The sequence below is a fragment of the Billgrantia sp. Q4P2 genome (assembly GCF_052806135.1).
The window spans coordinates 157,641-182,350 of record NZ_JBRBAI010000001.1 but is presented as its reverse complement, the minus strand read 5'-3'; the positions used below and the strand labels follow the sequence as shown (position 1 = coordinate 182,350).

Below are 24,710 nucleotides of genomic sequence, written 5' to 3'. Positions count from 1 at the left end.
CTCATGCGTGAACGGTGGCAGCACGCCAGCTTCGCTCCCCCGCGCGGGTTGACCAACCCGCACGTGCAGACGCTGCTGCCTCGCCTGCTGCCCAGGCCCCGGCTCGCACGCGATAGCGAGATTCTCGAGCTGCCCGACGGCGACTTCGTGGAACTCAACTGGATCCGGCCAGCCCCTGCGAGCCCGGAGGCGCCGGTCTTCGTGCTGTTTCATGGCCTCGAGGGGTCGTTCGATTCACCCTACGCCCGCTGGTTGCTGGCAACGGCCAGCGGCATGGGCTGGCGAGCGCTGTTGATGCACTTCCGCGGCTGCGGCAACCGGCCGAATCGCCTGCCCCGGGCCTACCACAGCGGCGATACCGCTGATGCCTACTGGCTGACAAGCGAACTGTCGCGACGCTATCCCAAGGCGCTGAAAGTCGCTGCCGGTGTCTCGCTGGGTGGCAACATGCTGCTCAAGCTCGTCGCCGAACAGGGTGGCGGTGGCCTCGACCTGGCCGGGGCGATCATCGTCAGCGCGCCGCTCGACCTCGCCGCCAGCGCGGAAAGGCTGCATCGCGGCTTCTCGCGAATCTATGAACGCCACCTGCTGAACGCACTGAAACGCAAGGTCGCGCCACGCCTTGCGCGTGGCGAGCTGCCCCTGGCGCTGGACAACCGCGCGCTGTCGCGAATCGACAGCCTGTGGGGATACGACGATGCGATCACCGCACCGCTGCATGGCTTCAGCGATGCCGCCGATTACTACCTCCGCGCCTCTGCCGGGCGACTGCTCGGTGAGGTCGAGCTGCCCACCCTGATCCTGCACGCCGACGATGATCCCTTCATGCCCGCTGGCCTGTTCGAGCGCCTACCCGAGCCAGCCGATGCGGTGCGCCTGGAGGTCACTCGCCATGGCGGTCATGTCGGCTTCATGGAGTGGCGTAACCGACGCCTGCAACCCTGGTTGGCACGACGCCTGGGTCACGAACTTGCTTGCTGGGCCGACACCGGGACCTCCTGGCAGTCGGCCTTGGATCGCCATCTCAGCCGATCGGACAACTGACCCCGGTCCCTTTCAGGCCGCAATAGCCGCCCGGATTCTTGTGCAGATATTGCTGGTGGTACTCCTCCGCCAGGTAGAAAGCTTCGAGAGGCGCTATTTCAGTGGTGATCCGCCCTCGCCCGGCCTGGGCCAGCGAGTATTGATAAGTATCGCGGCTGCGCCGGGCGGCGGAGAGATGGTCATCGCTGGCGGCATAGATCGCCGACCGATACTGGCTACCGACATCATTGCCCTGTCGCATGGCCTGGGTCGGGTCATGCGCCTCCCAGAACGTCCTGAGCAGCGTCTCGATATCCACTTCCCGCGGGTCGAAGACCACCCTGACCACTTCGGCATGGCCGGTGCGCCCGGTGCAGGTCTCTTCGTAGGTGGGGTTGGGCGTCACGCCTCCGGCGTAACCCACCGCCGTGACATGGACGCCGGGCAGTTGCCAGAACAGGCGCTCGGCGCCCCAGAAGCAGCCAAGTCCAAAGACGACCTGCTCATGCCCTTGCGGAAAAGGAGGCAGCATCGAACGCCCGTTCACGGCATGAATTCCCGAGACACGGATCGCTGTCTCGCGCCCTGGCAAGGCATCCGCTGGATCGATAATCATGACGTTATCCTCGAGGAAAACGGGTGGAAGTGTTCATGGCTGACCCTCGAGCCTGGGCGGTCGACCGGGCCGCGTGAAGATATACACCAGGTCGACGGCCTGGGCGGCACCGGAGACGGCCTGCACGTACAGGTTGCGCCACAGGGTATAGCGTAGCGTGAGTTCTGCGATCGGTGAGAAGATACCGACACCATAGCTGACGCGCAGATCCTCCGTCAGGTAGCCGCTGACCACCACTTGGCTCTCATCGCCAACGCCAGTGGTTTCCAGCGCCAGGTCGTCGATGCCGAAGGCCTGGCCGATGGCGCCCACGACGCCGCCTGTCTGCCCGAGCGTCAAGCCAACCAGCGCCGCTGTCAGCGCTCCATCCGCATCGCCATCCCTGGGCGCGCGACCGCGCAGCAGGTAGGAAAGCGCCCGCGCCTCGTCCATGGCCGGCTCGGAGAAGATCATCAGGCTGGGCTCGGCGGCAAAGCCGGTGACGCGAAGGCCGGCAATGACCCCATCTTCGGTGATGTCCGGGTTGCGAATGGCCTCGAAGTCAAGCAGCGGCTGGTCCGGTGGGCCGCTGAACAACAACTGGCCCTGCCGGATCAACAGGTCCTGGCCGAAGGCACGGAAACGGCCATCGGTCAGGTTGACTTCACCGAACAGCTGCACCGGGCCGTCCTGCTGACGCACCTGTAAGGTGCCAGCCAGCCCGGTTTCGAGTCCCGAGGCGACGAGCATCATGTCGGGCCCCAAATGCAGCTCAAGACGCACGTCCAGGCGCATGCCGGCCTCGCGCAAGGCAACCGCGGCCGCCTCATCACCGCCGGCAGTTGCCTCGAGCCCTTCGCTCCGCTGGGCTCGCGCCTCGTCACGCCGAGTGATGATGACCTCGTCGGGGCTGGGGCTGACCGCCGCCGGCGGGGCTTCACCGATCTCGAGCCTGGCCCAGGGTACCTGGACGTCGCCACGCACCCGCAGTTCCTGTGGATTGATCCGTACGGCGATCTGCGGGGCGATGCGCAGCCGACCGAACTGCGGGAGACTCACCAGTAGCGGACGCTGGGTACCGTCCAGATCCACGGCGATGCGCCACTCGTCCAGCGATGGCCAACTGGCATTGCCATCGATAACCAGGCGCCCCTCGTCGCTGGCCACATAGCCCATGAGCCGCGCGCTATCGCCATTGAACTCGACGCGTATGCGGCCATCCTCGACGATCAGCGGCACATCGAGGCCCGAGGCCCGCAGGCCGGAGAGTTCGAGCGCCCCGTCCAGGCTCGGATTGTCCCGCGTACCCGAGATGCCAACCCTGCCGGCAACCACGCCTTCGAGCATGTCGAGCCCCTCGGCGAGGGTGCGATAGTGCGACAGATCCAGGCCATCGAGAACCAGCACGCCGCTCAGCTCACCGGTTCCCAGCGGGTCGTCGATACCGATTTCCAGGTCGAGGCGACCCGCATCACCGAGTTCCAGCTCGAGATCGAGCGCCGTGCGCGCCTGGCTGGCGTCGAGCCGGGCGTTGAGGCGAGTGGTGGGCATGGACCAAGGCTGCCCGTAGATGTCGAGCCCCTCGAGGCCGAGCTCACTGGCGAGGTCCGCCTCGACGTTCCACTGGCGTCCGCCTTGCCGCCAGCGCGCCTGGAGCCGCAGGTCGGTCTGTCCACTGGCGCGCCAGTCCTCCGGCAGCCACTCGTCGAACATCTCCATTGGCAGGTCACTTATGGCCAGGCTCGCCTGCCCCTGATCGGCGCTGGCTTGCAGGGTATCGTCCAGGCATAGTTGGCCGCCCTGCTCTCGGCGCAGGCAGAACGGCTGTACCTGAGCCCGGCCGGTCGCCAGATCGGCAGTGAAGACGATCGGCTCGTCGAGGCGCATCTCACCGTAATCGGTATCGACTTCCAGCGGGTCGATGCGGCCCGCATAGCGCTGCCGCTCGATGGACAGACCACCTTCGAGCGTCAGCGAGGCACGCGACAGCGGCATGCCACGACCGGCGATGGCCGTCAGCTCAGCCCGGTGGGACGACAGCCGACCGGCCAGCGCAAGACTTGCCTCGCTGAACCGCTGCCCAGCGGCATTGAGGCGCTCGATGTCGAGATTCACATCGAGTTCGGGATCGTCCAGGCCCTGCACGCTGCCCGTGAGCCGCAGCGTCTCCAGGCGATTATCGGCGAAAGCCAGGTCCCGGCCCTCCAGATCGAGGACCAGCCTTGGCCGCTCCGGTGTGCCTGCAGTGCGGAAGTTTCCGGTCAGGCTGCCACTGAGTTCGTCATGCAAGCTGCCAAGCTCGGTAAGCGAGATATCCCCGCTCAGGTCCATCTGCCTGTCCGAGATCGCTCCGCTGGCCGTGACACGATTGCTGCCCTGGCGGAAATCGAACTCCTGGATCTGCCACTGCATGTCGCTGTCCCCCGCCAGACGTGCTCGCAACGACAATGGCAGTTCCTGTAGCTCACCGTCGATGGCCAGCCGCGGCACGCGCAGTTGCCAACCCTCGGGGGTCTGGCTGAAGGTGACATCCAGATTGCCGTCGAGGCGGCCTTGCATGGCGTCGGTAAACAGCCCCGGATCGACATTGTCGAGTCTCGCGGTGGCCTCGACGTCGATGCCGTCGTGCCATTCGACTCGCCCCCGGCTGACTATCGAGGCATCGCCGAGGCTCAGCGACAGCGGCGTCCAGGCGAAGTGCTCGAAATCGCCGCTACCCGACAGGGCAACCCGGGTCAGGGGGATATCGGGACCTTCCAGACGCACCGACAGCGCGGCGCTGTAGTCGGCCAGGCTACCCGACAGCCGCAGGGAGATATCCTCGACCACATATGGCTCGGAAAGCTCCTCCGCCTGCGCCAGTTCCGCCGCCATGGGCAACGGCCAGCGCAGGAACTCGCTCTGCAGCGAGGCGTTGAATGGCACGGCGGGATCCAGCACATCGGCTTGCGCCGTCAGGCGGGCATCGACCGGGCCGTGAGCCACCAATTGCGCGCTGAGGTCGCCCAGGCTGCCCTCCAGCCTCATGTCGAGGCGCTGGCCGGCCAGTTCTGGCATCAGCTCGGGCAGCCACAGGGCCGCTTCGAGCCGCGCCTCGAGCGGGTAGTCGTCGCGCAGCTCGACTCGGGCGGTCAGCCTGGCATCGGCGTCGAGGCTGGCAACTTCAAGCGCAGCGACCTCGACCTGCTGGCCGCTCGCCTCGAAGGCTAGCGTGAGATGGCGCAAGGCGTAGTCCACCGGGCCGCTCACTTCGATACCGGCAACGTGGACACGGGGCGCCGAGACGGTCAGCGGCAGTACGATCTCGGGTAGCGCGATACGTTCGCGCTCCTCAAAGGGCAGCACAGGCTCGGCTGGCGGGGCCCGCACGGCTTCGGCGGCAGCGAGAGCCTGCTCGCTCAGCGCGGTGGCATCTGCCGGCACCTCCAGAGCCAGTTGGGCCGGGCCAGAAGGTGGAATAGCGATTTGCAGTTGGGTCAACCGCGTAGGCAGCAGGGTCAGTCGCTCATCCTCGGCCTCGATGCCGGTGTAGAGGGAATCCCAAGTGATGCGCGTACCGTCAGCCAGCCACAGTTCTACGTTCTCTATTTCGAGCTCGGGGGCCAGAATCTCCAGCGGGAAGCGAAACGGTACCGGGTCCAGCGTTTGCGGTGCGTCTTCGAGCGCCTCCAGTGCAGGCCGCTGTGCCACTTCGTCATCGGTGTCCGGCACCGGCTCGGGACTCGCGGGCAGCACGATGCGCAGGTCGTCGGCACGAGAGGCTCCCAACTGCAGCTGGGAGCTCTCCGCCGCAGCACTCGTCGTCAGCCGCGCAAGCTCGATCTGCGTGCCGTCGGCCAGCTGCACCCGAGTATCCTCGAGTGCCAGTTCGCGGATCTCCAGCGGCAGCGGCAGCTGGATGGGATCCATCGCTTCGCCCCGCTCCGCGGCTGGTTGGGCCGGTGCCCCCTCGGTCGCATCCTGGTGTAGCAGCACATGCCCCCCCTGCATGGCCAGGCGCTCGATGCACAAGCGGCCACGCAGCAGGCAGTCGTCCGCCCACGCGAGTTCGAGTCGCTCGGCGGCGATCTCGGCAGGGCCCGCTTCGATCCGGAACCCATGCAGTACCAGGCGATCCAGCGGTGCTCCCTCGACGTGCTCCAACTGGTAGAAGCCGCGTTTGGCTCCCTCCTCGAGCAACAGTCCAGCCCCCCAGGGCGACAGCGCCAGGCCGAGCACGAGGGTCGCGGCGCCAATCGCCAGCAGGGGCAACACGATCAGCAACCGCACGAACGACCAGAGCAACAAACGCATCCTCAGAATTCCGGGCCGATGGCGAAGTGCAGGCGCCACGAGTTCTCCTCGTCATCGAAGGGGTGGGCGATATCGAAACGCACCGGCCCGACGGGGGAGATCCAACGCACGCCAAGTCCGGCACCGGTATTGAGGGTTTCCGGCCACCAGTCGTCGAAGGCGTCCCCGCTGTCGACGAAGGCCGCGCCCCACCAGTTGCCGGTGATGTGACGTTGAAGTTCGACGCTGCCAGCCAGCATCTGCTGGCCACCGCGCAGCAACCCCTCTTCGTTGCGCGGTGCCAGGGTTTCGTAGCCGTACCCGCGGACCGTACGATCGCCACCGGTAAAGAAGCGCAGCGAAGGCGGCACCTGTGAGAAATCGCTGGTCTCGATGGCGCCCAGGGCCAGCCGAGTGACGAAGCGCAGGTCATCGCCAAGCATGCGTATCCATTCGGTGTTGCCCGTCATGCGCAGGAAGTCGGCATCCGAGCCCCAGATGGTATCGGAGTATTCCAGGGTAATGCGCTGACGGTCGCCCCAGGTGGGAAAACGGGGGTCGCGGGTGCGCGTTCGCGACCAGCTCACCCCGGGGTAGTAGATGAAGACGCTCTCGGCCTCACCGCCTTGGGTGAAGTCCTCGAAGGTGGCGCGCACGAACAGCGTCTGTACCCAGCGGTTGTCGAACTCCCAGCGGCGCGCCAACTCGACGGTCGCCTCGTTGGTACGCGTGTCCTCGATGTCGCGATGGCGCAAGCCGTACTGGAAACGGTACTGGTCGCGCAGCGGGTTATCCAGCGGCAGCAAATAGGTGCCGGTCAGGTGCTGCTCAGGCTGTGAAATGAAGAAGTCGTGCTCGAGGCTGTGCCCATAACGATTGATCCACGGCTGGTTCCAGCCGAAATGCACACGCGGCCCGACATCGGTAGCATAGCCGACACCGGTTTCGAACTGGTGGCGGTCGGCCGGAGCCAGCACCACGTCGATCGGCATATTGGGCCGCTCGGGCGCACTCAGGCGAGCGACGGCGGCCAGCGCCGAGGCGGAGAGACGGGGCCCGGTGGCCATCATGGTGCGCGAGGTCGGCACCTGCGGTAGCGCCGCCTCCCCTTCGGTCGCGACCGCGTTCCACCAGCCCACCGTCGGTGGCGCCAGGACAAGCTCGCGGCGCGCGTCGAGCCGCGGTCGCACGCTGACCGAACTGAACCAGCCGGTCTGGCCCAGGCGCTGCGCATAAAGCGCTACCTGGCCGGCGAGATAGGGGTTGCCTGGCTCGAAGGGGGCCATGTTGCGCAATCGGTCTTCGACGATATGGTTACCGCGAATCGCGATGTCCCCAAAGTCGTAGCGTCGACCGCTGTCGAGGGTGAGATAGAGCCTGGCGCTCTCGTCGAAGGGCCGCACCTCCATGCGCCGGTCGGTGAAGGACCAGTCGAAATAGCCACGCTCGAGGGCGAGATTGGCCAGCCGGTTGCGCATGCGATCCCATGGTGCATGCACCAGCGGGTCCCCTTCCGCCAGGGGAAAGGCATCAACGGTATCGCGAAAGGGCTCGTCCCTGGCGGCTTCACCTTCCAACCGGATGTCGAGCACCTCGATGACGACTTGCGGGCCGGGATCGATGGCGAGGCTGACGTAGCGCGGCGGGTCCTGCTCGTCGAGCTGCGAACGCACGCGCGGCTCGTAGTAGCCATAGACTCGCATGGCCTCGCGCGTGCGTCGCACTGCCTCGCCTTCCAGACGGCGTCGGTCGTACTGGTCCGCATCCAGAGCATCAAGGTAGTAGCGGACGTTGTCGGCGACATCACCTTCCAGTCCGTCGATGCGTGCCTCGAGTGCCAGCGCTCCATGCGCCATGCCAAGACACAGGGCCGCCGCCCCCATGCGTGAAATCACGCCTCTTCCCATATTCACGGCTTCCCGACTTGACTCTTGCCCGGCCCGCGAACGGACCAGGCAAAACTATCGCAGGGCTTCCAGCCCGGCGCTGAGTGACAGCTGCTCCTGGCGCAGCTCGCGCAACTCGGCCTCTATCGCCGTCAAGCGGCCCTGGAGACTGTCGACGGCCTGCGTGGCTTCGTCACGCTCGGCGACTGCCTCGATCTCGGCCGACAGCCCGTCGAGACGCTCTGCCAGCGCCGCTTCCCGTGCCTGCATGCTCTCTTCCAGGGCTGCGAGTTCCTGCTCCACGAGCTGCTGGACATGCTCGTCCACGGCCTCGAGCCGCTCGTCGAACGATGCTCTCACGCTCTGCTGTCGTTCCGCCAGCTCATCCTGCAGCGACTGCCATTCGGCAAGCCGTTGCCCCTGGCGCTCGTTGGCCGTGGCCAACGTCTCGATCCTTGCGGCCAAGGCTTCGCGACCCTCCTCGCCTGCTCGCTCCAGCGAATCGAGGGAGGTGCGTATCGCCATGAGCATGGCGTCGCGATTCTCCGCCTCGCCGATCAGCCGCTCGAGCCTGGCCGCAACGTCATCGACGCGCTCATCGAGCGCAGCATACCTGGAGGCATCCCCCTCGGTGACCTGCTGCACCTCGACCTCCAGGCTCGCCATGCGCGCCACGATCGATTCGGCGTGGTCTTCCGTGGAGGAGAGCCGTGACTCGATGGTTTCGAGGCGATCACCGCGCCCCTCTTCCGCATCGAAGCGGGCATGGACGTTGGACATCTCGGCGGAAATCTGTTGTACCTGGGCACTCAGACGCTCGCGCTCCTGCCAGCCCAACCACGACACCCCGACAAGCATGACCAGAAGCAGCAGCACGGCAAACTTCAGAGGCCACAGGCGGGGTTGCGGTGTTGAAGGACGGCGCGGCCTTGTCAGGCTGGAATCCGGATCGGGCACGATGGGACGTCGCTCGGAGGGACGCGCTTCGGGCATGTCAAACTCCTTCTAGGCAGGTGCGGCAGGCGCCTGTCCATTGTAAGCAGGTCAAGCACCTGCGCGCACACCGCTGCCTCAACGCGTCGTCAGCCGCTCTTGCGGGTCAGCGCGGCGGCCTATGCCACGATAGGTCAGCCCCCAACTGGCCACATGGTTAGGATCGTAGATATTACGGCCATCCAGCAACAGACGCTCTTGCAATAGCGAGGCCAGACGCGGCCAGTCCGGATTCCAGTAGTGCTTCCACTCGGTTATCAGCATCAGCGCATCTGCCCCATCACAAGCGGCATAGGGGTCGCCGTCGAACAGCGACAGCAGCGGATGGTCGCCCACTTCGGCGCGCAGCGCCGGGGTCGCCGCCGGGTCGTGCAGTCGTACCCGTACGCCTTGGGCCCAGAGCGCCTTGAGCAGCGTGAGTACCGGCGCATGGTCGATGCGCGCAGAACCCGGCTTGAAGGCGGCCCCCCAGATCGCCACGGTACGTCCTTCGAGCTGTCCGTGGAAATGGGTCCAGAGCTTGCGAAACAGGGTTTCCTTCTTCTGCTCATTGATGTCCAGCACCTGTTCGAGCAGTGCTGAATGACGACCGCTGGCCTCCTGTACATCGGCCAGGCGCATCAGGTCGCGCGAGAGGTGAGGACCGCCGAAGCCGCAGCCCGGGTAGAGGTACTCATAGCCGATGCGCGAATCCGCGCCCATCCCCTGGCGCACGTACTCCACGTCGACCCCCAGGCTGTCGGCGAGCCCGGCAATCTCGTTCATGTAGCTGATACGCGTGGCGAGCATGCCGATCGTCGCCAGCTTGGTCAGCTCGGCGGCCCGACGCGGCATCAGTTGGATCACGTCGCGGCGACGGTTGAACGCCCGCAGCAGCTCGCGCACCTGGGCCTCGGCCTGCTCGTCGTCACAGCCCAACAGCCAACGCCCCGGACGCGTGAAGCTGGCCCAGGCCCGGCCCTCCTCGATCATGTCGACCAGGGCGACCGCACGGCGCTGGTCGTGCCCCAGGCGCGACTCCAGGCGCTCGGTCTCGCCAACGGGAAACGTCGAGTTGTTGACCAGGGTGAGCGAGTCCTCCTGGCGCGCAGCCACCCCGGCCACCAGTTCGCCGGCCTCCTCGCGCTGCTCCGGCGACAATGCGAGCCAGAGGATGTCGACCTTTTCCGGCGAAGTGTCTCCCTCACCGTTGGCCAGGCGCAAGGTACCCTGCTCCAACCCCTCCTCGAGGCGATCGAGCAGGTCCGGTTCCCGCCGTAGCCAGTCAGCCGCCTTGAGCAATGGCCAGCGCATGGTCTCATGCGGCACCCAGCGCACTTGATGGCCGACCCAGGAGAGCGCGGCAGCGGCCGTCGCCGCCGCCAGTTCGCTGCCATGTATCTCGATGCGCATGGCACTCACCCCGCTTGGCTATAGCGTGCGAGAAGCTCGCGAAAACCTTCACCGAAGCGCGGGTGACGACGAGCATAGACCAGCGTGGCCTCGAGATAGCCAAGCTGGTGGCCGCAATCGTAGGTCTTGCCGCGCATGCGCCAGGCATCGACGCCGTCGCGCTGGCGCAGCGTCTCGATGGCATCGGTCAGTTGGATCTCGTCGCCGGCGCCCGGGGGCGTTTCGGCCAGCAGGGGAAAGATGCTGCCCGGCAGCACGTAGCGGCCGATCACGGCCAGGTTGGAAGGCGCTTCCTCGCGGGCAGGTTTCTCCACCACGCCGGCCAGGGAACAGGACTTGCCAGCGGCAGGCGGCTCGCCTTCGGGGCTCACGATGCCGTACTTGTGGACGTTCTCCCAAGGCACGTCCTCGACCATCAGCTGCGAGCGCCCGGTCTTCTCATAGGCATCGATCATACCGGCCAGGTCGTTGCGCTCGAGGCCTTCGTCGTCCACCAGGACATCGGGCAGCAGTACGGCAAAGGGCTCGTCGTCGCCGATGACGGGGCGAGCGCAGAGCACGGCATGACCGAGGCCCAGCGGTTCGTGCTGGCGCACACTGATGATGTTGACGTCGGTGGGCACGATGGCGCGCAGTTCGTCGAGCAGTTCCTGCTTGTTCTTGGCCTCGAGCGTGGCCTCGAGCTCGTAGTGAGTGTCGAAGTGGTTCTCGATTGCGCTCTTGCTGGCGTGGGTCACCAGCACGATGTCACGGATGCCCGCCTTTACCGCCTCATTGACCACGTACTGGATCACGGGGCGGTCGACGATGGTGATCATCTCCTTGGGAATCGCCTTCGAAGCCGGCAGGCAGCGAGTGCCGAATCCGGCCACGGGCAGTACGGCCTTGCGAATCATGGTGCCTTCCTTGTCGGTTGGTGAACGATCGGTCGGTGAATGATGCTTCCCGGGGCTGGTCCTAGATTCCGTCATGGGAAAGCCCGGGCAGCTACGGGTACAATAGCGCATGATACCGAAGGTAAAGAATGTTGCCAGGGTGCCAGACCAATTGACACGGAGAGACCACATGAGCGCGACCCTCCACCACAACGTCGACCAGGGCGAGATCGCCAAGTTCGAGGCCCTGGCCAGCCGCTGGTGGGATCCTCACAGCGAGTTCAAGCCGCTGCATGACATCAACCCCCTGCGCCTGGATTTCATCGATGCCCGCTGTGGGCTCGCCGGTCGCAAGGTGCTGGACGTGGGCTGTGGCGGCGGCATTCTGGCCGAGGCCATGGCACACCGCGGCGCTAACGTCACCGGGGTCGACATGGGCGAGGCGCCGCTCGGCGTGGCACGCCTGCATGCGCTGGAGAGCGGCGTGGAGGTGGAGTATCGTCAGGCCAGCGCTGAGGCCATGGCCGCCGAGCATCCCGGCGAGTTCGACGTGGTGACCTGCCTCGAGATGCTCGAGCACGTGCCCGATCCCGGCTCGGTCATCCAGGCCTGCGCCACCTTGGTCAAGCCCGGCGGACACCTGTTCTTCTCGACCATCAACCGCAATCCCAAGGCCTATGCCCTGGCCATCGTCGGCGCCGAGTATCTGCTACGGATGCTGCCGCGCGGCACCCATGAATATCGCAAGTTCATCCGCCCCGCAGAGCTGGCCGGCTGGTGTCGCGAGCATGGGCTTTCCGTACGCGAGCAGAGCGGCCTGGTCTACAACCCGCTGACGCGCCGCTATCACCTTTCGTCGCGAGACGTCTCGGTCAATTACCTGATGCACTGCCGCCGGGAGCCGGCATGACATCCCAGCCGCAAGCCCTGCTGTTCGACCTCGACGGCACCCTGGTCGACACTGCGCCGGACCTGGCCCGGGCCACCAATGCCCTGCGTGCCTACCATGGTCTCGAGCCGCTACCCTATCCGCTGATCCGCGCCCAGGTCTCGAACGGAGGCAGTGCCCTGGTCGCCCTGGCGCTGGGGTTCGACAAGCAACACCAGGACCATGACGAGGCGCGCCAGTTCCTGCTCGATGCCTATGGCCAGGCAGTGGCGGAAGAGAGCTGCCTGTTTCCCCATCTCGACCGGCTGCTGGCTGTCTGGGAAGGGGAAAGCCGCCCCTGGGGCATCGTCACCAACAAGCCACGCGCCTATGCCGCGCCACTGATCGAGGCGCTCGGACTGGCGCCGGGGGCGCTGCTGTGCGCCGACGACCTGCCACAGAGGAAGCCGGAACCAGAGCCGCTGTGGGCCGCCGCAGAACGGCTGGATGTGTCACCATCCCAGTGCTGGTACATCGGCGATCACCTGCGCGACATGCAGGCCGCCCGTGCCGCCGGCATGGTGGCCGTCGCCGTTGGCTACGGTTATATCGAGGAGGGCGATGACTACCTCGAGTGGCCGGCCGACCTCTGGTTCGAGACCTGCGAAGCGTTGGTCGAGGCCCTGCTGAAGCCTGCCTGAGACGACTCAGGCAGGCCCGCGCAGCCATTTGTCACTTGGGCTGGGCGTCGAAGCGCTCGCCGTTACACCCCCTGCTTTCCGGCCCCATCAGCCATAGATAAGTGGGCATGATCTCTTCGGGAGTACGCAGCGTCTCCGGATCCTCACCCGGGTAGGCGTTGGCGCGCATCGCCGTGCGGGTCGCCCCGGGGTTGAGCGAGTTGACGCGCAGCGTGCCCAGGTGCTCGATTTCGTCGGCCAGCACTTCCATGAAGCCTTCGGTGGCGAACTTGGACACCGCATAGGCACCCCAGAACGCCCGCCCCTTGCGCCCCACGCTGGATGAGGTGAAGACCACCGAGGCGTCTGGCGAAGCCTGCAGCAACGGCAGCAGTGCCTGGGTCATCCAGATCGGCCCGTTGATGTTGACCTGCATGACCTGATCCCACAGCGCCGGATTGTACTGCTCGAACGGCGTGATGCGTCCCAGCAGCCCGGCATTGTGCAGAATGCCATCGAGACGACCGAACTCCTTGTCCAGGGTCTCGGCCATGTCGTGGTAGTCCTTGTGCGTGGCACCTTCGAAATTGAGCGGGAAGATGGCCGGCTGCGGGCCGCCGGCGGCTTCGATCTCGTCGTAGACCTTTTCCAGCTTGGCGATCGTACGGCCCAGCAGAACCACCGTGGCACCATGGCGAGCGAAGGCCAGGGCAGCGGCACGGCCTATTCCATCCCCCGCCCCCGTCACGAGTATGATCCGATCGCGAAGCAGGTCGGCTGGCGCCACATAGTCGATCTTGCAGGTCATCTTGGCTCCTTGGACGAAGCCAGCCCCTTACAGGGACTGGCGCAGGAAGTCGTTGGCAAGCCCGGCAGCGCTGCTGTCGGGATAGTCGTCACGCACGCGTTCGAGCAGCCCCCGGCTCTCTTCGAGTTCACCCTGGCGCGCCTTGATCAGGCCGAGCTTGTACAGGGCATCCGGCACCTTGCTGCTCTGCGGATGGTTGTCGATGACCTGGCGGAAAGCGGCTTCCGCCTGCCCCAGGTTGGCCTCCGCCGAGTGCAGCTCTCCCAGCCAGTAGTAGCCGTTGGCCGTGAGGTTGGTGTCGGGGTGCTCGGCGACGAACGCCTCGAACGCCGTGATCGCCTCAGCAAACTGGCGCGACTGGACCTTGGCAAAGGCAGCCTGATAAGCGGCTTGCGCATCGGGACTGTTACCGCTTGGCGAAGGCGTCTGGGCTACCTGGCGTGCCGATTCCTGATCGACCTCCGGGCTGGTCTGGATGCCGGCGCTGCCGGCCGTCAGCCGCTCGTCGAGGTCCATGTACTGCTGGCGGGTCTGGTTGCGCAGCTGCTCGAGCTGGTGACGCAGCTCCTCGATCTGGCCACGCAGCTGTTGGATCTCGCGCTGGTGTTCCTGCAACTGGTTGTACATCACCAGGCTGCCACCGGCCTCTTCACGTACCTCGGCCTGTTCGAGGAATCCCCGCGGCTGTGCGGTGCGGTCTTCGACGATCGGGCGCTGCTGGGCTTCTACAAGGCTCATCACGGACAGCGGGAGCACCAGGGCTCCCGCGCCGCACAGCCTTTTCAGACTGTGTCTCATGCTTCACTCCATTGGCGCGCGATTGCGCCAGTTCGCTCAGTAAGCAAAGACCACGCGACGGTTCTGGGCATGGGCGTCTTCACCATTGCCACGCACCGCCAACCGCTCTTCGCCATAGCTGACCACCTCGAGCTGCGACGGGGAGACACCCTGCACTTCGAGGAAGCGCTTGACCGAGTTGGCACGACGCTCACTCAGCGCCATGTTGTACTCACGGGTACCACGCTCGTCGGTGTGGCCCTGCAGGACAACGCGAGCGTTGCCGTTGGAGCGCAGGAAGCGGGCATGGGCCACCAGGACCGATTCGAATTCCGGACGGATGGTGTCACGGTCGAAATCGAAATAGATGGTGCGAACATCGGGAATGCGACCATCGGCTTGCTGGCCAGCGCGATCACCGCTGACACCACTACCGCTGACCTGACCCGAGCCAGCAGTACCGGTACCGACACCGCCATCGGCGCGTGTGCCATCCATGGACCCGTCACGGCTTCCTCCGGTGCTCGAGCAGCCGGCAACCAGAGCCAGGGACAGGGCAATTGCCAGGGTTCTGGCATGCGACTTGAATTGCATCGTCAAACTCCTCACAGGACTCGAATGACACGTACCATTAGTTCAAGAATGGTGACCATGCAGGTTCGCGCACGTCACCCCGCGCCGAAGGCAACCGGTAGGACGCCCGTCCATCGGCCGACACGGCCCCCAACACCCCGCTGTTACCTTGCTGGGTGGCGAAGATTACCATGGTCCCGTTGGGTGCAACACTAGGTGATTCATCCCAACGAGAGTCACTCAGTACGACCAGGCGACCGGAGCCCAGATCCTGCCGCGCCACCTGGTAACCATTGTTGCTGCGGTGGACCAGGAACAGCGACTCGCCATCCGGGGAAATGCGTCCCCGCGCATTATAGTTGCCGGTGAACGTCAAGCGCTCGGTCTGCCCACTGCCCAAACTGTAGCGATAGATCTGCGGCCCACCGCTGCGGTCCGAGGTGAAGATCAAGCTGCGCCCATCCGGCGCCCAGCTCGGCTCGGTATCGATACTCGAATTGTTGGTGATGCGTTCGAGGTTGCGCGAGCCAACGTCCATCACGTAGATGTCCGGCTGACCGTCCTTCGACAGGGTCATGGCAAGACGACGACCGTCGGGCGACCAGGCGGGTGCGCCGTTTATCCCCTCGAACGAAGCGATACTGGTTCGCTGCCCGGTGTTCACATCCTGCACGTAGATCGCCGGCCGCTCGGTCTCGAAGGAGACATAGGCCAACCGACGGCCATCCGGCGACCAGGCCGGCGACAGGATCGGTTCGCGTGAACTCAGCACTTGCTGGCTATTATGCCCGTCGGCATCGGCAACGTAGAGGGCGAACTGCATGTCCTGGTCCGTCCCCTGCGCCGTGACGTAGGCAATGCGGGTAGAGAAGGCCCCGCGGATACCGGTGATGGCCTCGAAGATCTGGTCACTGATGTAGTGCGCACCGCCGCGCAACTCATTGCTGCCGGCGCTGACGTTCTCGCCGATCATGCGGCGCTGGCCGCTGACGTCCATCAGCTCGTAGCGAATGCGATAGCCGTCGGTTCCGCGGCTGACCTGGCCCACGACCAGGTAGCGCACATCGAGCGCGTTCCACTGGCCATAGCGCACCTGATCGCCGGAACTGGGGCGGTCGTACATGGCCTCGCGCGGCAGCGGCTCGAAGTACCCGCTGCGCTGCAGATCGTCACTGATGATCTGGGCCACGTCCTCGGGCAAGCTTTCACCATCCGCTGCGAACGGCACGATCGCAATGGGGGTTGCCCGATCGCTGCCTCGGGTGATCTCGATGGTCAGGTCGGCCTGGGCATGGGCGAGCGCGCCGAACATCAGCAGCACTGCACTCAGCCAGGTAGTCATCAGGGCTTTCATCAGCGTACATCTCCCGGTGTAAATCGCAGATTGAACTGGCGGAAGTCGCGTTGCGCCGTTGGTGGCAACTGGCGCAGTTCGTTGAACGGTGCGGCAGCCTCCACTGCCTGAATCGCGGAACGATCGAAGCTGCTATCTCCGCTGCTCTGTGTAATGGTAGCGCCAAACAACTCACCCGAGGGCCCCAACCGCACCTGAACGGTAGCGGACAGGCCGCCGCTGGCCCCTGGCGGGATCACCCAGGCCTGTTCTACCGCACGGCGCACCAGGTTGATGAAACTGTTGGCCGCCTCCTGGGCCTGCCGGGCATTGGCCACGGCATCCGACTCACCCTCGATGGCGCGGTCGAGTCCCTGGGATGCGGCCTCGGCCGCACGCCGCGCTTCTTCATCGCGCTGGCGCTGCGCCTCGGCCTCGCGCTGACGCTGGGCCTCTTCTTCACGTCGACGCTGTTCCTCGGCTTCGCGTTGACGCTGGGCCTCTTCCTCGCGGCGACGCTGCTCCTCGGCCTCGCGCTGACGTTGGGCTTCCGCCTCGGCCTCGCGCTGACGTTGGGCTTCCGCCTCGGCCTCGCGCTGACGTTGGGCTTCCGCCTCGGCCTCACGCTGGCGTTGGGCTTCCGCTTCGGCCTCGCGCTGGCGTTGAGCTTCCGCTTCGGCCTCGCGCTGGCGTTGAGCTTCCGCTTCGGCCTCGCGCTGGCGTTGAGCCTCCGCTTCGGCCTCGCGCTGGCGTTGAGCTTCCGCTTCGGCCTCTTGCTGGCGTTGAGCCTCCGCTTCGGCCTCTTGCTGACGCTGGCGCTCGGCTTCCTGTTCCTCGCGCAGGCGGGCCTGGCGCTCCGCCTCCTCGGCGCGCCGCTGCGCTTCCGCCTCGGCTTCCTGTCTCTCTTCCTGCAGGCGACGTGCCTCCTCTTCGCGAGCCGCCTGCTGCTGTTCGGCTTCGCGTGCCCGCTCCTCGGCCGCTTGACGCTCGGCTTCAGCTCGTGCCTGCTCTTCGGCTTCGGCCTGCCGCGCCTCCTCTTCCTGGCGCGCTTCTTCCTCGGCTTGGCGAGCCGCTGCGCGCGCACGAGCTTCCTCGGCCCGCTGGGCCTGATCGGTTGTCGTCTCGGTGCTGACCAGCGTGGCCTGAACGATGGAGCTCGACTCCGGCTCGTCCGGCTGACGCTGAGGCAGGGTGATCACGCTGAGCACCACGACCAGCACATGCAGGCCTATGGCCAACAGTGCAGGCACGCCATAGCCGACTGGTCGGTCATTTCCGCGGGTAGGTCCGCGTTGACGTCGGGCCATCACGTCTCCAACTTTTCTAATCAAGAGGCTCCTAATCACGCGGTGGCGGCTCGGAAATCAGCCCGACATTGGCCACGCCCGCCACTTGCAGGGTGCTCATCAGGGTCACGATTTCGCCATAGGGCACGTAGCGATCGCCACGTACCATGACCGGCGTGCCAGGTTGACGCTCGAGCAGGATGATCACACGATCACCCAACTCCTCGAGACCTACGTTCATCTCCTCACCGCCGATCGACAAGTGATATCCCCCTTCTCGGTCTACCGACACGATAATGGGGTCACGGTCCTCCTGGGCCTCGATCGGCTCGGACGTGACCTGGGGCAGCTCGACCTGCACACCCTGGGTCAGCATCGGTGCCGTGATCATGAAGATGACCAGCAGCACGAGCATGACGTCGATGAAGGGAACGACGTTGATCTCCCCCATCGGCTTGCGGCGGCCACCGCGGTTGAACGGTCCATGCATGTCGCGACTCCCTCAGGCGGCGCCGGCTTCGCTGCGACCCTGCAGATTGCGGTGCAGGATGGAATGGAACTCCTCGGCGAAGTCCTCGTACTTGCCCAGCATGCGATCGGACTCGGACGACAGGCGGTTGTAGAAAATGACCGCGGGAATCGCGGCGAACAGGCCCATGGCGGTAGCGATGAGCGCCTCGGCAATCCATGGCGCCACGGTGGCCAGCGTGGCCTGCTGGGCCATGGAGAGCGACTGGAACGAGCCCATGATGCCCCATACGGTACCGAACAGGCCGATATAGGGGCTCGCCGAGGCCACCGTGGCCAGGAACACCAGGTGCAGGGTCAAGCGCTCCTCTTCCCGAGACCAGGCCACGCGCATGCTGCGCTGAACGCCGTCGAGAATGGCCTCGGCGCTCTTTGTCTTGGCCATCAGGCGGTTGAACTCGCGAAAACCGGCACGGAAAACGTGCTCGGCGCCCTGGGTCTCCTGCTCCGACGGTGTGTCACGGTAGAGTTCGTTGAGGTCGACCCCCGACCAGAAGCGCTCTTCGAAGGCCTGATGCGCCCGGCGGGCCCGGCGCATCACGAAGGTACGCTGGAAAATCACCACCCAGGAGAGAATCGAGCCTATCACCAGGATCAGCATGACCAGCTGCACCACGGTGCTGGCGCTCATGATCAGGTGCGGTATTGACATGGAGTCGTTCACGGGCTTCCTCGCTGATCTTGCAGTTAACCGTTGAGAACCGCGGCCAGAGCCGGCGGCCAGGGTGTGGGTTTGAGACGCGCGGCATCCACACAGGCGATGTCGACCCGCGCCTCGCATAAGGGTTCCCCGCCACGCTGTACCGACTGAGCGAAACGCAGCCGGCAGCGACCGCTCGATTCCACGACCGCCGAGACCGAGAGATCGTCGTCGAGCCGGGCGGGCTTGGCATAGCGGCAGTCCAGGCGATGCACCACCAGTTGAATGCCGGCTTCGAGCAGTTCGCGCTGGGTGAAGCCGTGATGGCGCAGCCACTCGCTGCGTGCCCGCTCCATGAACTTGAGGTAGTTGACGTAGTAGACGATGCCGCCGGCATCGGTATCCTCGATGTAGACGCGCAGCGGCAAGCGAAATTCACTCACGGACGCACCTCGCCGCTCGCATCCAAGGCCTGCTCGTGCGGTACCAGGTCAAAATGCTGCCATGCCTGGCGCGTCACCACCCGGCCACGAGCGGTACGCATCATCAGCCCCTGCTGGATCAGGTAGGGTTCGATCACGTCCTCGATGGTGTCGCGCTCCTCGCCGATCGCCGCCGCCAGCGAGTCGATGCCCACCGGCCCGCCGTCGAACTTCTCGATCATCGCCAGCAGCAGGCGACGGTCCATGTGGTCGAGCCCATGGTGATCGACGTGCAGCATGTTCAATGCCTGGTCGGCAATGGCGGCATCCACCTTGCCGTCGGCGCGCACCTGGGCGAAATCGCGCACCCGCCGCAGCAGGCGGTTGGCGATGCGCGGGGTGCCGCGCGAACGGCGCGCCACCTCACGGGCGCCGTCGCTGTCTGCCTCGACGCCGAGGAGTCTCGCCGAGCGCGCCACGATCTCGGTCAATTCGTCGATGTCGTAGAACTCCAGGCGCTGGACGATGCCGAAGCGGTCGCGCAGTGGCGAGGTGAGCAGCCCCGCACGGGTGGTGGCACCCACCAGGGTGAAAGGTGGCAGGTCGAGCTTGATGGAGCGCGCCGCCGGGCCTTCGCCGATGACGATGTCGAGCTGGAAGTCCTCCATCGCGGGATAGAGGATCTCCTCCACCACCGGCGAGAGCCGATGGATCTCGTCGATGAACAGCACGTCGCCGGGCTGCAGGTTGGTGAGCATGGCGGCGAGATCGCCGGCACGCTCGAGCACGGGGCCGGAGGTGGACTTCAGCCCAACGCCCATTTCCGCGGCAATGATGTTGGCAAGCGTGGTCTTGCCCAGCCCCGGCGGGCCGAACACGAGGGTATGGTCGAGGCTCTCGTCGCGCCCCCGAGCCGCGCTGATGAAGATTTCCAACTGCTCGCGGACGCGCGGCTGACCGATATACTCAGCCAGCCGCTTGGGGCGGATCGCGTGGTCGACGCGACTCTCGCCCTCGCGCTCATCGGCGGCGATCAAGCGGTCATTGTGCATCATGTCGTACACTCATGGCGCTCATGAAAATGCCCTCTTTCACCGATCGGACGAATCCTGGAATCGTGCTAGGACAGCATGGGTCGAGTCTCGCCCTAGCCGGCCATACGCTTGGTCAGGGCGGCCTTGATCAAGGCTTCGGTCGGCAGCTCGGCATCGAGCCCTGAGAGCATCCTGGCCGCTTCGGTGGGCTTGTAGCCCAAGCTGACCAGCGCGGCTTCGGCATCGGCCAGCGGGTCCTGGCGCCCCCCTCCTTCGCTGGGCGCCGCTGTGGCACCGGCCAGGGCGACCGCGCCAGGATGCTCCCAGTGCGGAAAGCGGTCGCGCATTTCGATGATCAGACGCTCGGCCGTCTTCTTGCCGACACCGGGAAGGCGAGTCAGCGACTTGACGTCATCTTCCATCACGCAACGGATGAAGGCCGCCTCGTCCATGCCCGACAGTATCGCCAGGGCCAGCTTGGGGCCGACGCCGTTGACCCGAATCAGCGCGCGGAACAGCGCCCGCTCCTGCTCACGGGCAAAACCGAACAGCAGGTGGGCGTCCTCGCGCACGGTAAGGTGCGTATAGAGAGAAACGTGCTCCCCGATACCCGGCAACGCCACCAGGGTCGTCATCGAGGCTTCGAGTTCATAGCCGACTCCGGCCACGTCCACGACGAGCCAGGGCGGTTGTTTTTCGAGCAGGGTGCCACGCAGGCGTCCGATCATGGAAGCTTCACTATCCCGATCCGAATACATCAAGGCCAAAGGCCTTCCTGGCGCCACTATACTGGTCGCTCAAGCGGCTGACCAGCCCACGGTAAACGGTGTTCGAAAATTATTTCGCCAAAGGCATCAGCCTACTTTCACGGTTGGAAATCGCGCCATGAGCCTCCCCGGCGGCGGGAGCGATGCCCGCCGAAACTGCCGCGGGTGAGCAGGCCGAGCCTGGCGTGGGCATGCGTCAGCGCGATGGCCAGCGCATCGGCGGCGTCGGCCTGGGGGGAGCCGTCGAGCCCCAGGATCGAGACCACCATGTGCTGCACCTGGGCCTTGGTCGCCCCGCCGCTACCGGTCACCGCCTGCTTGATCTGGCGTGGGCCGTATTCGTTGACCGCCAGGCCATGATTGGCGGCACAGACGATCGCCGCACCACGCGCCTGCCCCAGCTTGAGCGCCGAATCCGGGTTCTTCGCCATGAACACCTGCTCGATGGCAAGCTCCCCCGGGCGATGCAGGGCGATCAACTCGGCAATCCCCGCATAGATACGCGCCAGGCGCTGGGGCAGCTCGACGTCCTGCAGGCGAATGCAGCCGCTGGCCACGTAGCGTGGTGTGGGCGTGGCAACGTCGAGCACGCCATAGCCGGTAATGCGCGAGCCAGGATCGATTCCCAGAATCAGCACGGCACGTTCTCCAGCGTGAAGGGATGAACAGGAGCATGACATGGCGTCCTGGGAAACGTCGTGAAACCGGCGCCACTTGGGCGCCGGTCTCGTTCATCTACTGCTTGCTGCAATGCTCACTCCTGCCCTTCCACCTTGGCCTTCTGGCGCAGACGGATATTGAGCTCACGCAGCTGATCGCCACTCACCTCGCCCGGCGCGTCGGTCATCAGACAGGCCGCACTCTGGGTCTTGGGGAAGGCGATCACCTCGCGGATGGTGCGCGAACCCGCCATCAGCATCACCAGCCGGTCGAGGCCGAAGGCCAGGCCGCCATGGGGCGGTGCCCCGTAGTGCAGGGCATCGAGCAGGAAGCCGAACTTCTCGCGGGCCTCCTCCTCGCCGATGCCGAGAATCTCGAACACGGTGCTCTGCATCTGCTGGTCGTGGATACGGATCGAACCGCCGCCCAGCTCGGTGCCGTTGAGCACCATGTCGTAGGCCCGCGAGAGCGCCGCGGCCGGATTGGCCTTGAGCTCCTCGGGGCTGCACGAGGGCGAGGTGAACGGATGGTGTAGCGGGCTCAGTCGGCCGTTGTCGTCGGCCTCGAACATGGGGAAGTCGACCACCCACAGCGGCGCCCAGTCGCGGGTGTAGAGATTGAGGTCCTCACCCAGCTTGACGCGCAGCGCGCCCAGCGCCTCGTTGACGACCTTGGCCTTGTCGGCACCGAAGAAGACGATGTCGCCGTCTTCGGCACCAACGCGGTCGAGCAGCTCCTCGATCACGTTCTCCATGAACTTGACGATCGGCGACTGCAGGCCCTCGATGCCCTTGGCACGCTCGTTGACCTTGATCCAGGCCAGGCCCTTGGCGCCGTAGATGCCGACGAACTTGGTGTAATCGTCGATCACCTTGCGCGACATGCTGCCCCCGCCCGGCACCTTGAGAGCCGCGACACGACCATCGGCGGCATTGGCCGGTCCGGAGAAGACCTGGAAGTCGACCTGCTTCATCAGGTCGTCGACATCGACCAGCATCAGCGGGATGCGCAGGTCGGGCTTGTCGGAGCCGTAGCGGTCCATGGCATCGGCCCAGGTCATGCGCGGAAACTCGGGCAGTTCGACGTCGAGCACGTCCTGGAACAGCTCGCGGATCATCGACTCGGTGATGCCCATGATATCGTTCTCCTCCACGAAGGAAGCCTCGATATCGATCTGGGTGAATTCCGGCTGGCGGTCGGCGCGCAGGTCCTCGTCGCGAAAACACTTGGCGATCTGATAGTAGCGGTCGAAGCCAGCCACCATCAGCAGCTGCTTGAACAGCTGCGGCGACTGCGGCAGGGCGAAGAAGCTGCCCGGATGGGTGCGGCTCGGCACCAAGTAGTCGCGGGCGCCCTCGGGGGTGGCGCGGGTCAGGATCGGCGTCTCGATGTCGAGGAAGCCCTGCCCTTCGAGGAAGGCGCGCACATGGTGCGAGATGCGCGAACGCAGGCGCAGCTTCTCGATCATCTCGGGGCGGCGCAGATCGATGTAGCGATGCTTGAGACGCACCTCCTCGCCAACCTTGCCATGCTCGTCGAGCTGGAACGGCGGTGTGGCCGCCGTGTTCAGCACTTCGACGTTCTTGGCCAGCACTTCGATCATCCCGGTGGGCATCTTGGGGTTCTGGGTACCTTCGGGACGCAGCCTCACGCGGCCGGAGATGCGCAGCACGTATTCGCTGCGAGCACGGTCGGCAGTGGCGAAGGCCTCGGCGGTATCGGGGTCGACCACGACCTGAGCGATGCCGTCGCGATCGCGCATGTCGAGGAAGATCACGCCCCCGTGGTCACGGCGGCGATGAACCCAGCCGCACAGGGTGACCGTCTGGTCCACCATGGTCTCGTTGAGCTGGCCGCAATAATGGCTGCGCATGTCGTATCCTGTTTCGTAAACGTTGTCGATTGAATGGTCGGTCGCGGTCAGGCCGCGGCGCCGTCCTTGGCCGGCGCCTTGCTTTCCTTGCTATCTCCGCCGCCGCTTCCCGAGTCGCCGGCCAGGTTCTTCTTGCTGCCGGACTTGAAGTCGGTTTCGTACCAGCCGCCACCGGCCAGACGGAAGCCCGCCGCGGAAACCAGGCGCCCGAGCGCCGGTGCTTCGCAGGCAGGACAGTCGGTCAGGGGGGCGGCGCTGAGCTTCTGGAGCTTCTCCAGACGATGGCCGCAGGCCTTGCACTGATATTCATAGATGGGCATGGTTCAATTCACTCCTGATTCGACAGCGCGCAACCAACGGCGATATAGGGTCGAGCGACGCACTTTCCAAGCCTGCCGTGAAAGCCCGACAGTATAACGTGCCTGGCAAGGCCTGTCCCAGCCTTGCCGCGGCGAACCAACACAAGGAATCCAGCATGAAAGCCGTGATACTCGATGCCGCCAGTCTGGGCCCTGACGTCGATCTCGCCTCGATCCGCGATCAGGTCGACACGCTGGACGTTCACCAGACCAGCACTACCGCCGAGAGTCGCGAACGCCTGGCAGGCGCCCAGGTCGCCATCGTCAACAAGGTTGTGCTCGATGCCGCCACTCTCGAGGCATTGCCCGAACTCAAGCTGATCTGCGTACTGGCCACGGGCACCAACAACATCGACATGGCTGCGGCCGAGCGCCTGGGCATTCCGGTACGCAACGTCACGGCCTACGGCACCGCCAGCGTGGCCCAGCACACCCTGATGATGATCCTGGCCCTGGCCAATCGGTTGCCGCTCTACCAGCGTGACGTGGCGGCCGGGCGCTGGAACCAGAGCCCCTTCTTCTGCCTGATGGACCACGGCACGCTGCAGCTCGAAGGCAAGCACCTGGTCATCGTCGGCCAGGGCGAGCTTGGCAGCCGTGTGGCGGCCATGGCCGAAGCCTTCGGCATGCGTGTAAGCTTCGCCGCCCGCCCCGGCAACGAGGCTGGCGACAGCCGCCCCGGCATCGCCGAACTCGCTCCCGAGGCCAACGTGATCAGCCTGCACTGCCCGCTCACCGAAGCCACCCGTCACCTGATCGACGCCGACCTGCTCGCCACGTTGAAGCCCGACGCCTTGCTGGTGAATTGCGCCCGTGGCGGTATCATCGATGAAGTGGCAGCACTGGAAGCCCTGCGCGAGGATCGCCTGGGCGGCCTCGGCGTCGACGTGCTGCCGGTGGAACCGCCGCGTGACGGGCATCCGCTGCTCGATGCCTTGGCCGAGCCGCTGAACCTGGTCGTCACGCCGCATAGTGCCTGGATCACTCCCGAAGCGCGCCAGCGTATCGTCGCGCTTACGGCCGACAACCTGAGCGACTGGAAAGCCCAGCGGAGCGGAACCTGACC

23 protein-coding genes are annotated in these 24,710 nt (G+C 65.5%); 4 read left to right on the top strand and 19 right to left on the bottom strand.

All coding sequences use genetic code 11. The features are described from left to right. Positions 1-3 precede the first annotated feature (3 nt). Complete coding sequence (locus ACUY1T_RS00850) at positions 4-1,044, top strand: hydrolase (protein WP_446019827.1); 1,041 nt, start codon at positions 4-6, stop codon at positions 1,042-1,044. Here the strand turns inward: ACUY1T_RS00850 and msrA are convergent. From msrA to galU, 6 genes are all read right to left on the bottom strand, one after another. Then, positions 1,025-1,639: a peptide-methionine (S)-S-oxide reductase MsrA gene (gene msrA / locus ACUY1T_RS00845; protein ID WP_446019826.1), complete on the bottom strand. Its 615-nt coding sequence runs from the start codon at positions 1,637-1,639 to the stop codon at positions 1,025-1,027. The genes ACUY1T_RS00850 and msrA overlap by 20 nt on opposite strands. 33 nt (positions 1,640-1,672) lie before the next feature. Beyond that, positions 1,673-5,911: an autotransporter assembly complex protein TamB gene (gene tamB / locus ACUY1T_RS00840; protein ID WP_446019825.1), complete on the bottom strand. Its 4,239-nt coding sequence runs from the start codon at positions 5,909-5,911 to the stop codon at positions 1,673-1,675. A 2-nt stretch (positions 5,912-5,913) separates the two neighbouring features. Continuing rightward, positions 5,914-7,785, bottom strand: a complete 1,872-nt coding sequence (gene tamA / locus ACUY1T_RS00835; RefSeq protein WP_446019824.1) for an autotransporter assembly complex protein TamA — start codon at positions 7,783-7,785, stop codon at positions 5,914-5,916. Positions 7,786-7,851: 66 nt separating this feature from the next. Further along, the gene (locus tag ACUY1T_RS00830; protein WP_446019823.1) at positions 7,852-8,769 is read right to left on the bottom strand and encodes a hypothetical protein; all 918 of its coding nucleotides are present in this window, start codon (positions 8,767-8,769) and stop codon (positions 7,852-7,854) included. A 78-nt stretch (positions 8,770-8,847) separates the two neighbouring features. Beyond that, positions 8,848-10,161 carry a UDP binding domain-containing protein gene (locus tag ACUY1T_RS00825; RefSeq protein ID WP_446019822.1) on the bottom strand — a complete coding sequence of 438 codons (1,314 nt, stop codon included), beginning with the start codon at positions 10,159-10,161 and terminating at the stop codon, positions 8,848-8,850. A gap of 5 nt (positions 10,162-10,166) precedes the next feature. Continuing rightward, on the bottom strand, positions 10,167-11,057 hold the full coding sequence (gene galU, locus ACUY1T_RS00820) for a UTP--glucose-1-phosphate uridylyltransferase GalU (protein ID WP_446019821.1): 891 nt from the start codon (positions 11,055-11,057) through the stop codon (positions 10,167-10,169). A gap of 169 nt (positions 11,058-11,226) precedes the next feature. Between galU and ubiG the strand changes: the two genes are divergently transcribed. Both ubiG and ACUY1T_RS00810 read left to right on the top strand, forming a co-directional pair. Then, positions 11,227-11,946: a bifunctional 2-polyprenyl-6-hydroxyphenol methylase/3-demethylubiquinol 3-O-methyltransferase UbiG gene (gene ubiG / locus ACUY1T_RS00815; protein ID WP_446019820.1), complete on the top strand. Its 720-nt coding sequence runs from the start codon at positions 11,227-11,229 to the stop codon at positions 11,944-11,946. After that, a complete protein-coding gene (locus ACUY1T_RS00810; RefSeq protein ID WP_446019819.1) occupies positions 11,943-12,605 on the top strand; it encodes an HAD-IA family hydrolase in 663 nt (220 codons plus the stop codon). The genes ubiG and ACUY1T_RS00810 overlap by 4 nt, the downstream gene beginning before the upstream one ends. A 31-nt stretch (positions 12,606-12,636) precedes the next feature. On the opposite strand, the gene ACUY1T_RS00805 is transcribed toward ACUY1T_RS00810, so the two are convergent. The 13 genes from ACUY1T_RS00805 to ACUY1T_RS00745 form a co-directional block, all read right to left on the bottom strand. Then, on the bottom strand, positions 12,637-13,392 hold the full coding sequence (locus ACUY1T_RS00805; protein WP_446019818.1) for a YciK family oxidoreductase: 756 nt from the start codon (positions 13,390-13,392) through the stop codon (positions 12,637-12,639). Between the two features lie 27 nt (positions 13,393-13,419). Further along, on the bottom strand, positions 13,420-14,190 hold the full coding sequence (gene ybgF / locus ACUY1T_RS00800; protein WP_446019817.1) for a tol-pal system protein YbgF: 771 nt from the start codon (positions 14,188-14,190) through the stop codon (positions 13,420-13,422). A gap of 36 nt (positions 14,191-14,226) precedes the next feature. Beyond that, entirely contained in the window at positions 14,227-14,763 is a 537-nt protein-coding gene (pal, locus tag ACUY1T_RS00795; protein WP_446019816.1) for a peptidoglycan-associated lipoprotein Pal, read from the bottom strand. A gap of 37 nt (positions 14,764-14,800) precedes the next feature. Further along, a complete protein-coding gene (gene tolB, locus ACUY1T_RS00790; protein ID WP_446019815.1) occupies positions 14,801-16,096 on the bottom strand; it encodes a Tol-Pal system beta propeller repeat protein TolB in 1,296 nt (431 codons plus the stop codon). Then, a complete protein-coding gene (tolA, locus tag ACUY1T_RS00785; RefSeq protein ID WP_446019814.1) occupies positions 16,096-17,382 on the bottom strand; it encodes a cell envelope integrity protein TolA in 1,287 nt (428 codons plus the stop codon). The genes tolB and tolA overlap by 1 nt, the downstream gene beginning before the upstream one ends. A 31-nt stretch (positions 17,383-17,413) precedes the next feature. Beyond that, on the bottom strand, positions 17,414-17,851 hold the full coding sequence (gene tolR / locus ACUY1T_RS00780; RefSeq protein ID WP_446019813.1) for a protein TolR: 438 nt from the start codon (positions 17,849-17,851) through the stop codon (positions 17,414-17,416). A gap of 12 nt (positions 17,852-17,863) precedes the next feature. Continuing rightward, the gene (gene tolQ, locus ACUY1T_RS00775) at positions 17,864-18,541 is read right to left on the bottom strand and encodes a protein TolQ (protein ID WP_263579991.1); all 678 of its coding nucleotides are present in this window, start codon (positions 18,539-18,541) and stop codon (positions 17,864-17,866) included. Positions 18,542-18,576: 35 nt separating this feature from the next. Further along, a complete protein-coding gene (gene ybgC / locus ACUY1T_RS00770; protein WP_446019812.1) occupies positions 18,577-18,972 on the bottom strand; it encodes a tol-pal system-associated acyl-CoA thioesterase in 396 nt (131 codons plus the stop codon). Then, complete coding sequence (gene ruvB / locus ACUY1T_RS00765; RefSeq protein ID WP_446019811.1) at positions 18,969-20,006, bottom strand: Holliday junction branch migration DNA helicase RuvB; 1,038 nt, start codon at positions 20,004-20,006, stop codon at positions 18,969-18,971. The genes ybgC and ruvB overlap by 4 nt, the downstream gene beginning before the upstream one ends. A gap of 92 nt (positions 20,007-20,098) precedes the next feature. Then, positions 20,099-20,713 carry a Holliday junction branch migration protein RuvA gene (gene ruvA, locus ACUY1T_RS00760; RefSeq protein WP_446019810.1) on the bottom strand — a complete coding sequence of 205 codons (615 nt, stop codon included), beginning with the start codon at positions 20,711-20,713 and terminating at the stop codon, positions 20,099-20,101. A gap of 137 nt (positions 20,714-20,850) precedes the next feature. Next, positions 20,851-21,390: a crossover junction endodeoxyribonuclease RuvC gene (gene ruvC, locus ACUY1T_RS00755; RefSeq protein WP_446019809.1), complete on the bottom strand. Its 540-nt coding sequence runs from the start codon at positions 21,388-21,390 to the stop codon at positions 20,851-20,853. 116 nt (positions 21,391-21,506) lie between these two features. Then, on the bottom strand, positions 21,507-23,285 hold the full coding sequence (gene aspS / locus ACUY1T_RS00750; protein ID WP_446019808.1) for an aspartate--tRNA ligase: 1,779 nt from the start codon (positions 23,283-23,285) through the stop codon (positions 21,507-21,509). 47 nt (positions 23,286-23,332) lie between these two features. Further along, positions 23,333-23,605, bottom strand: a complete 273-nt coding sequence (locus ACUY1T_RS00745; RefSeq protein ID WP_446019807.1) for an FmdB family zinc ribbon protein — start codon at positions 23,603-23,605, stop codon at positions 23,333-23,335. 155 nt (positions 23,606-23,760) lie between these two features. Here ACUY1T_RS00745 and ACUY1T_RS00740 point away from each other — a divergent pair, with 155 nt between their 5' ends. Next, a complete protein-coding gene (locus ACUY1T_RS00740; RefSeq protein ID WP_446019806.1) occupies positions 23,761-24,708 on the top strand; it encodes a D-2-hydroxyacid dehydrogenase in 948 nt (315 codons plus the stop codon). The last annotated feature ends 2 nt before the right edge of the window (positions 24,709-24,710 follow it).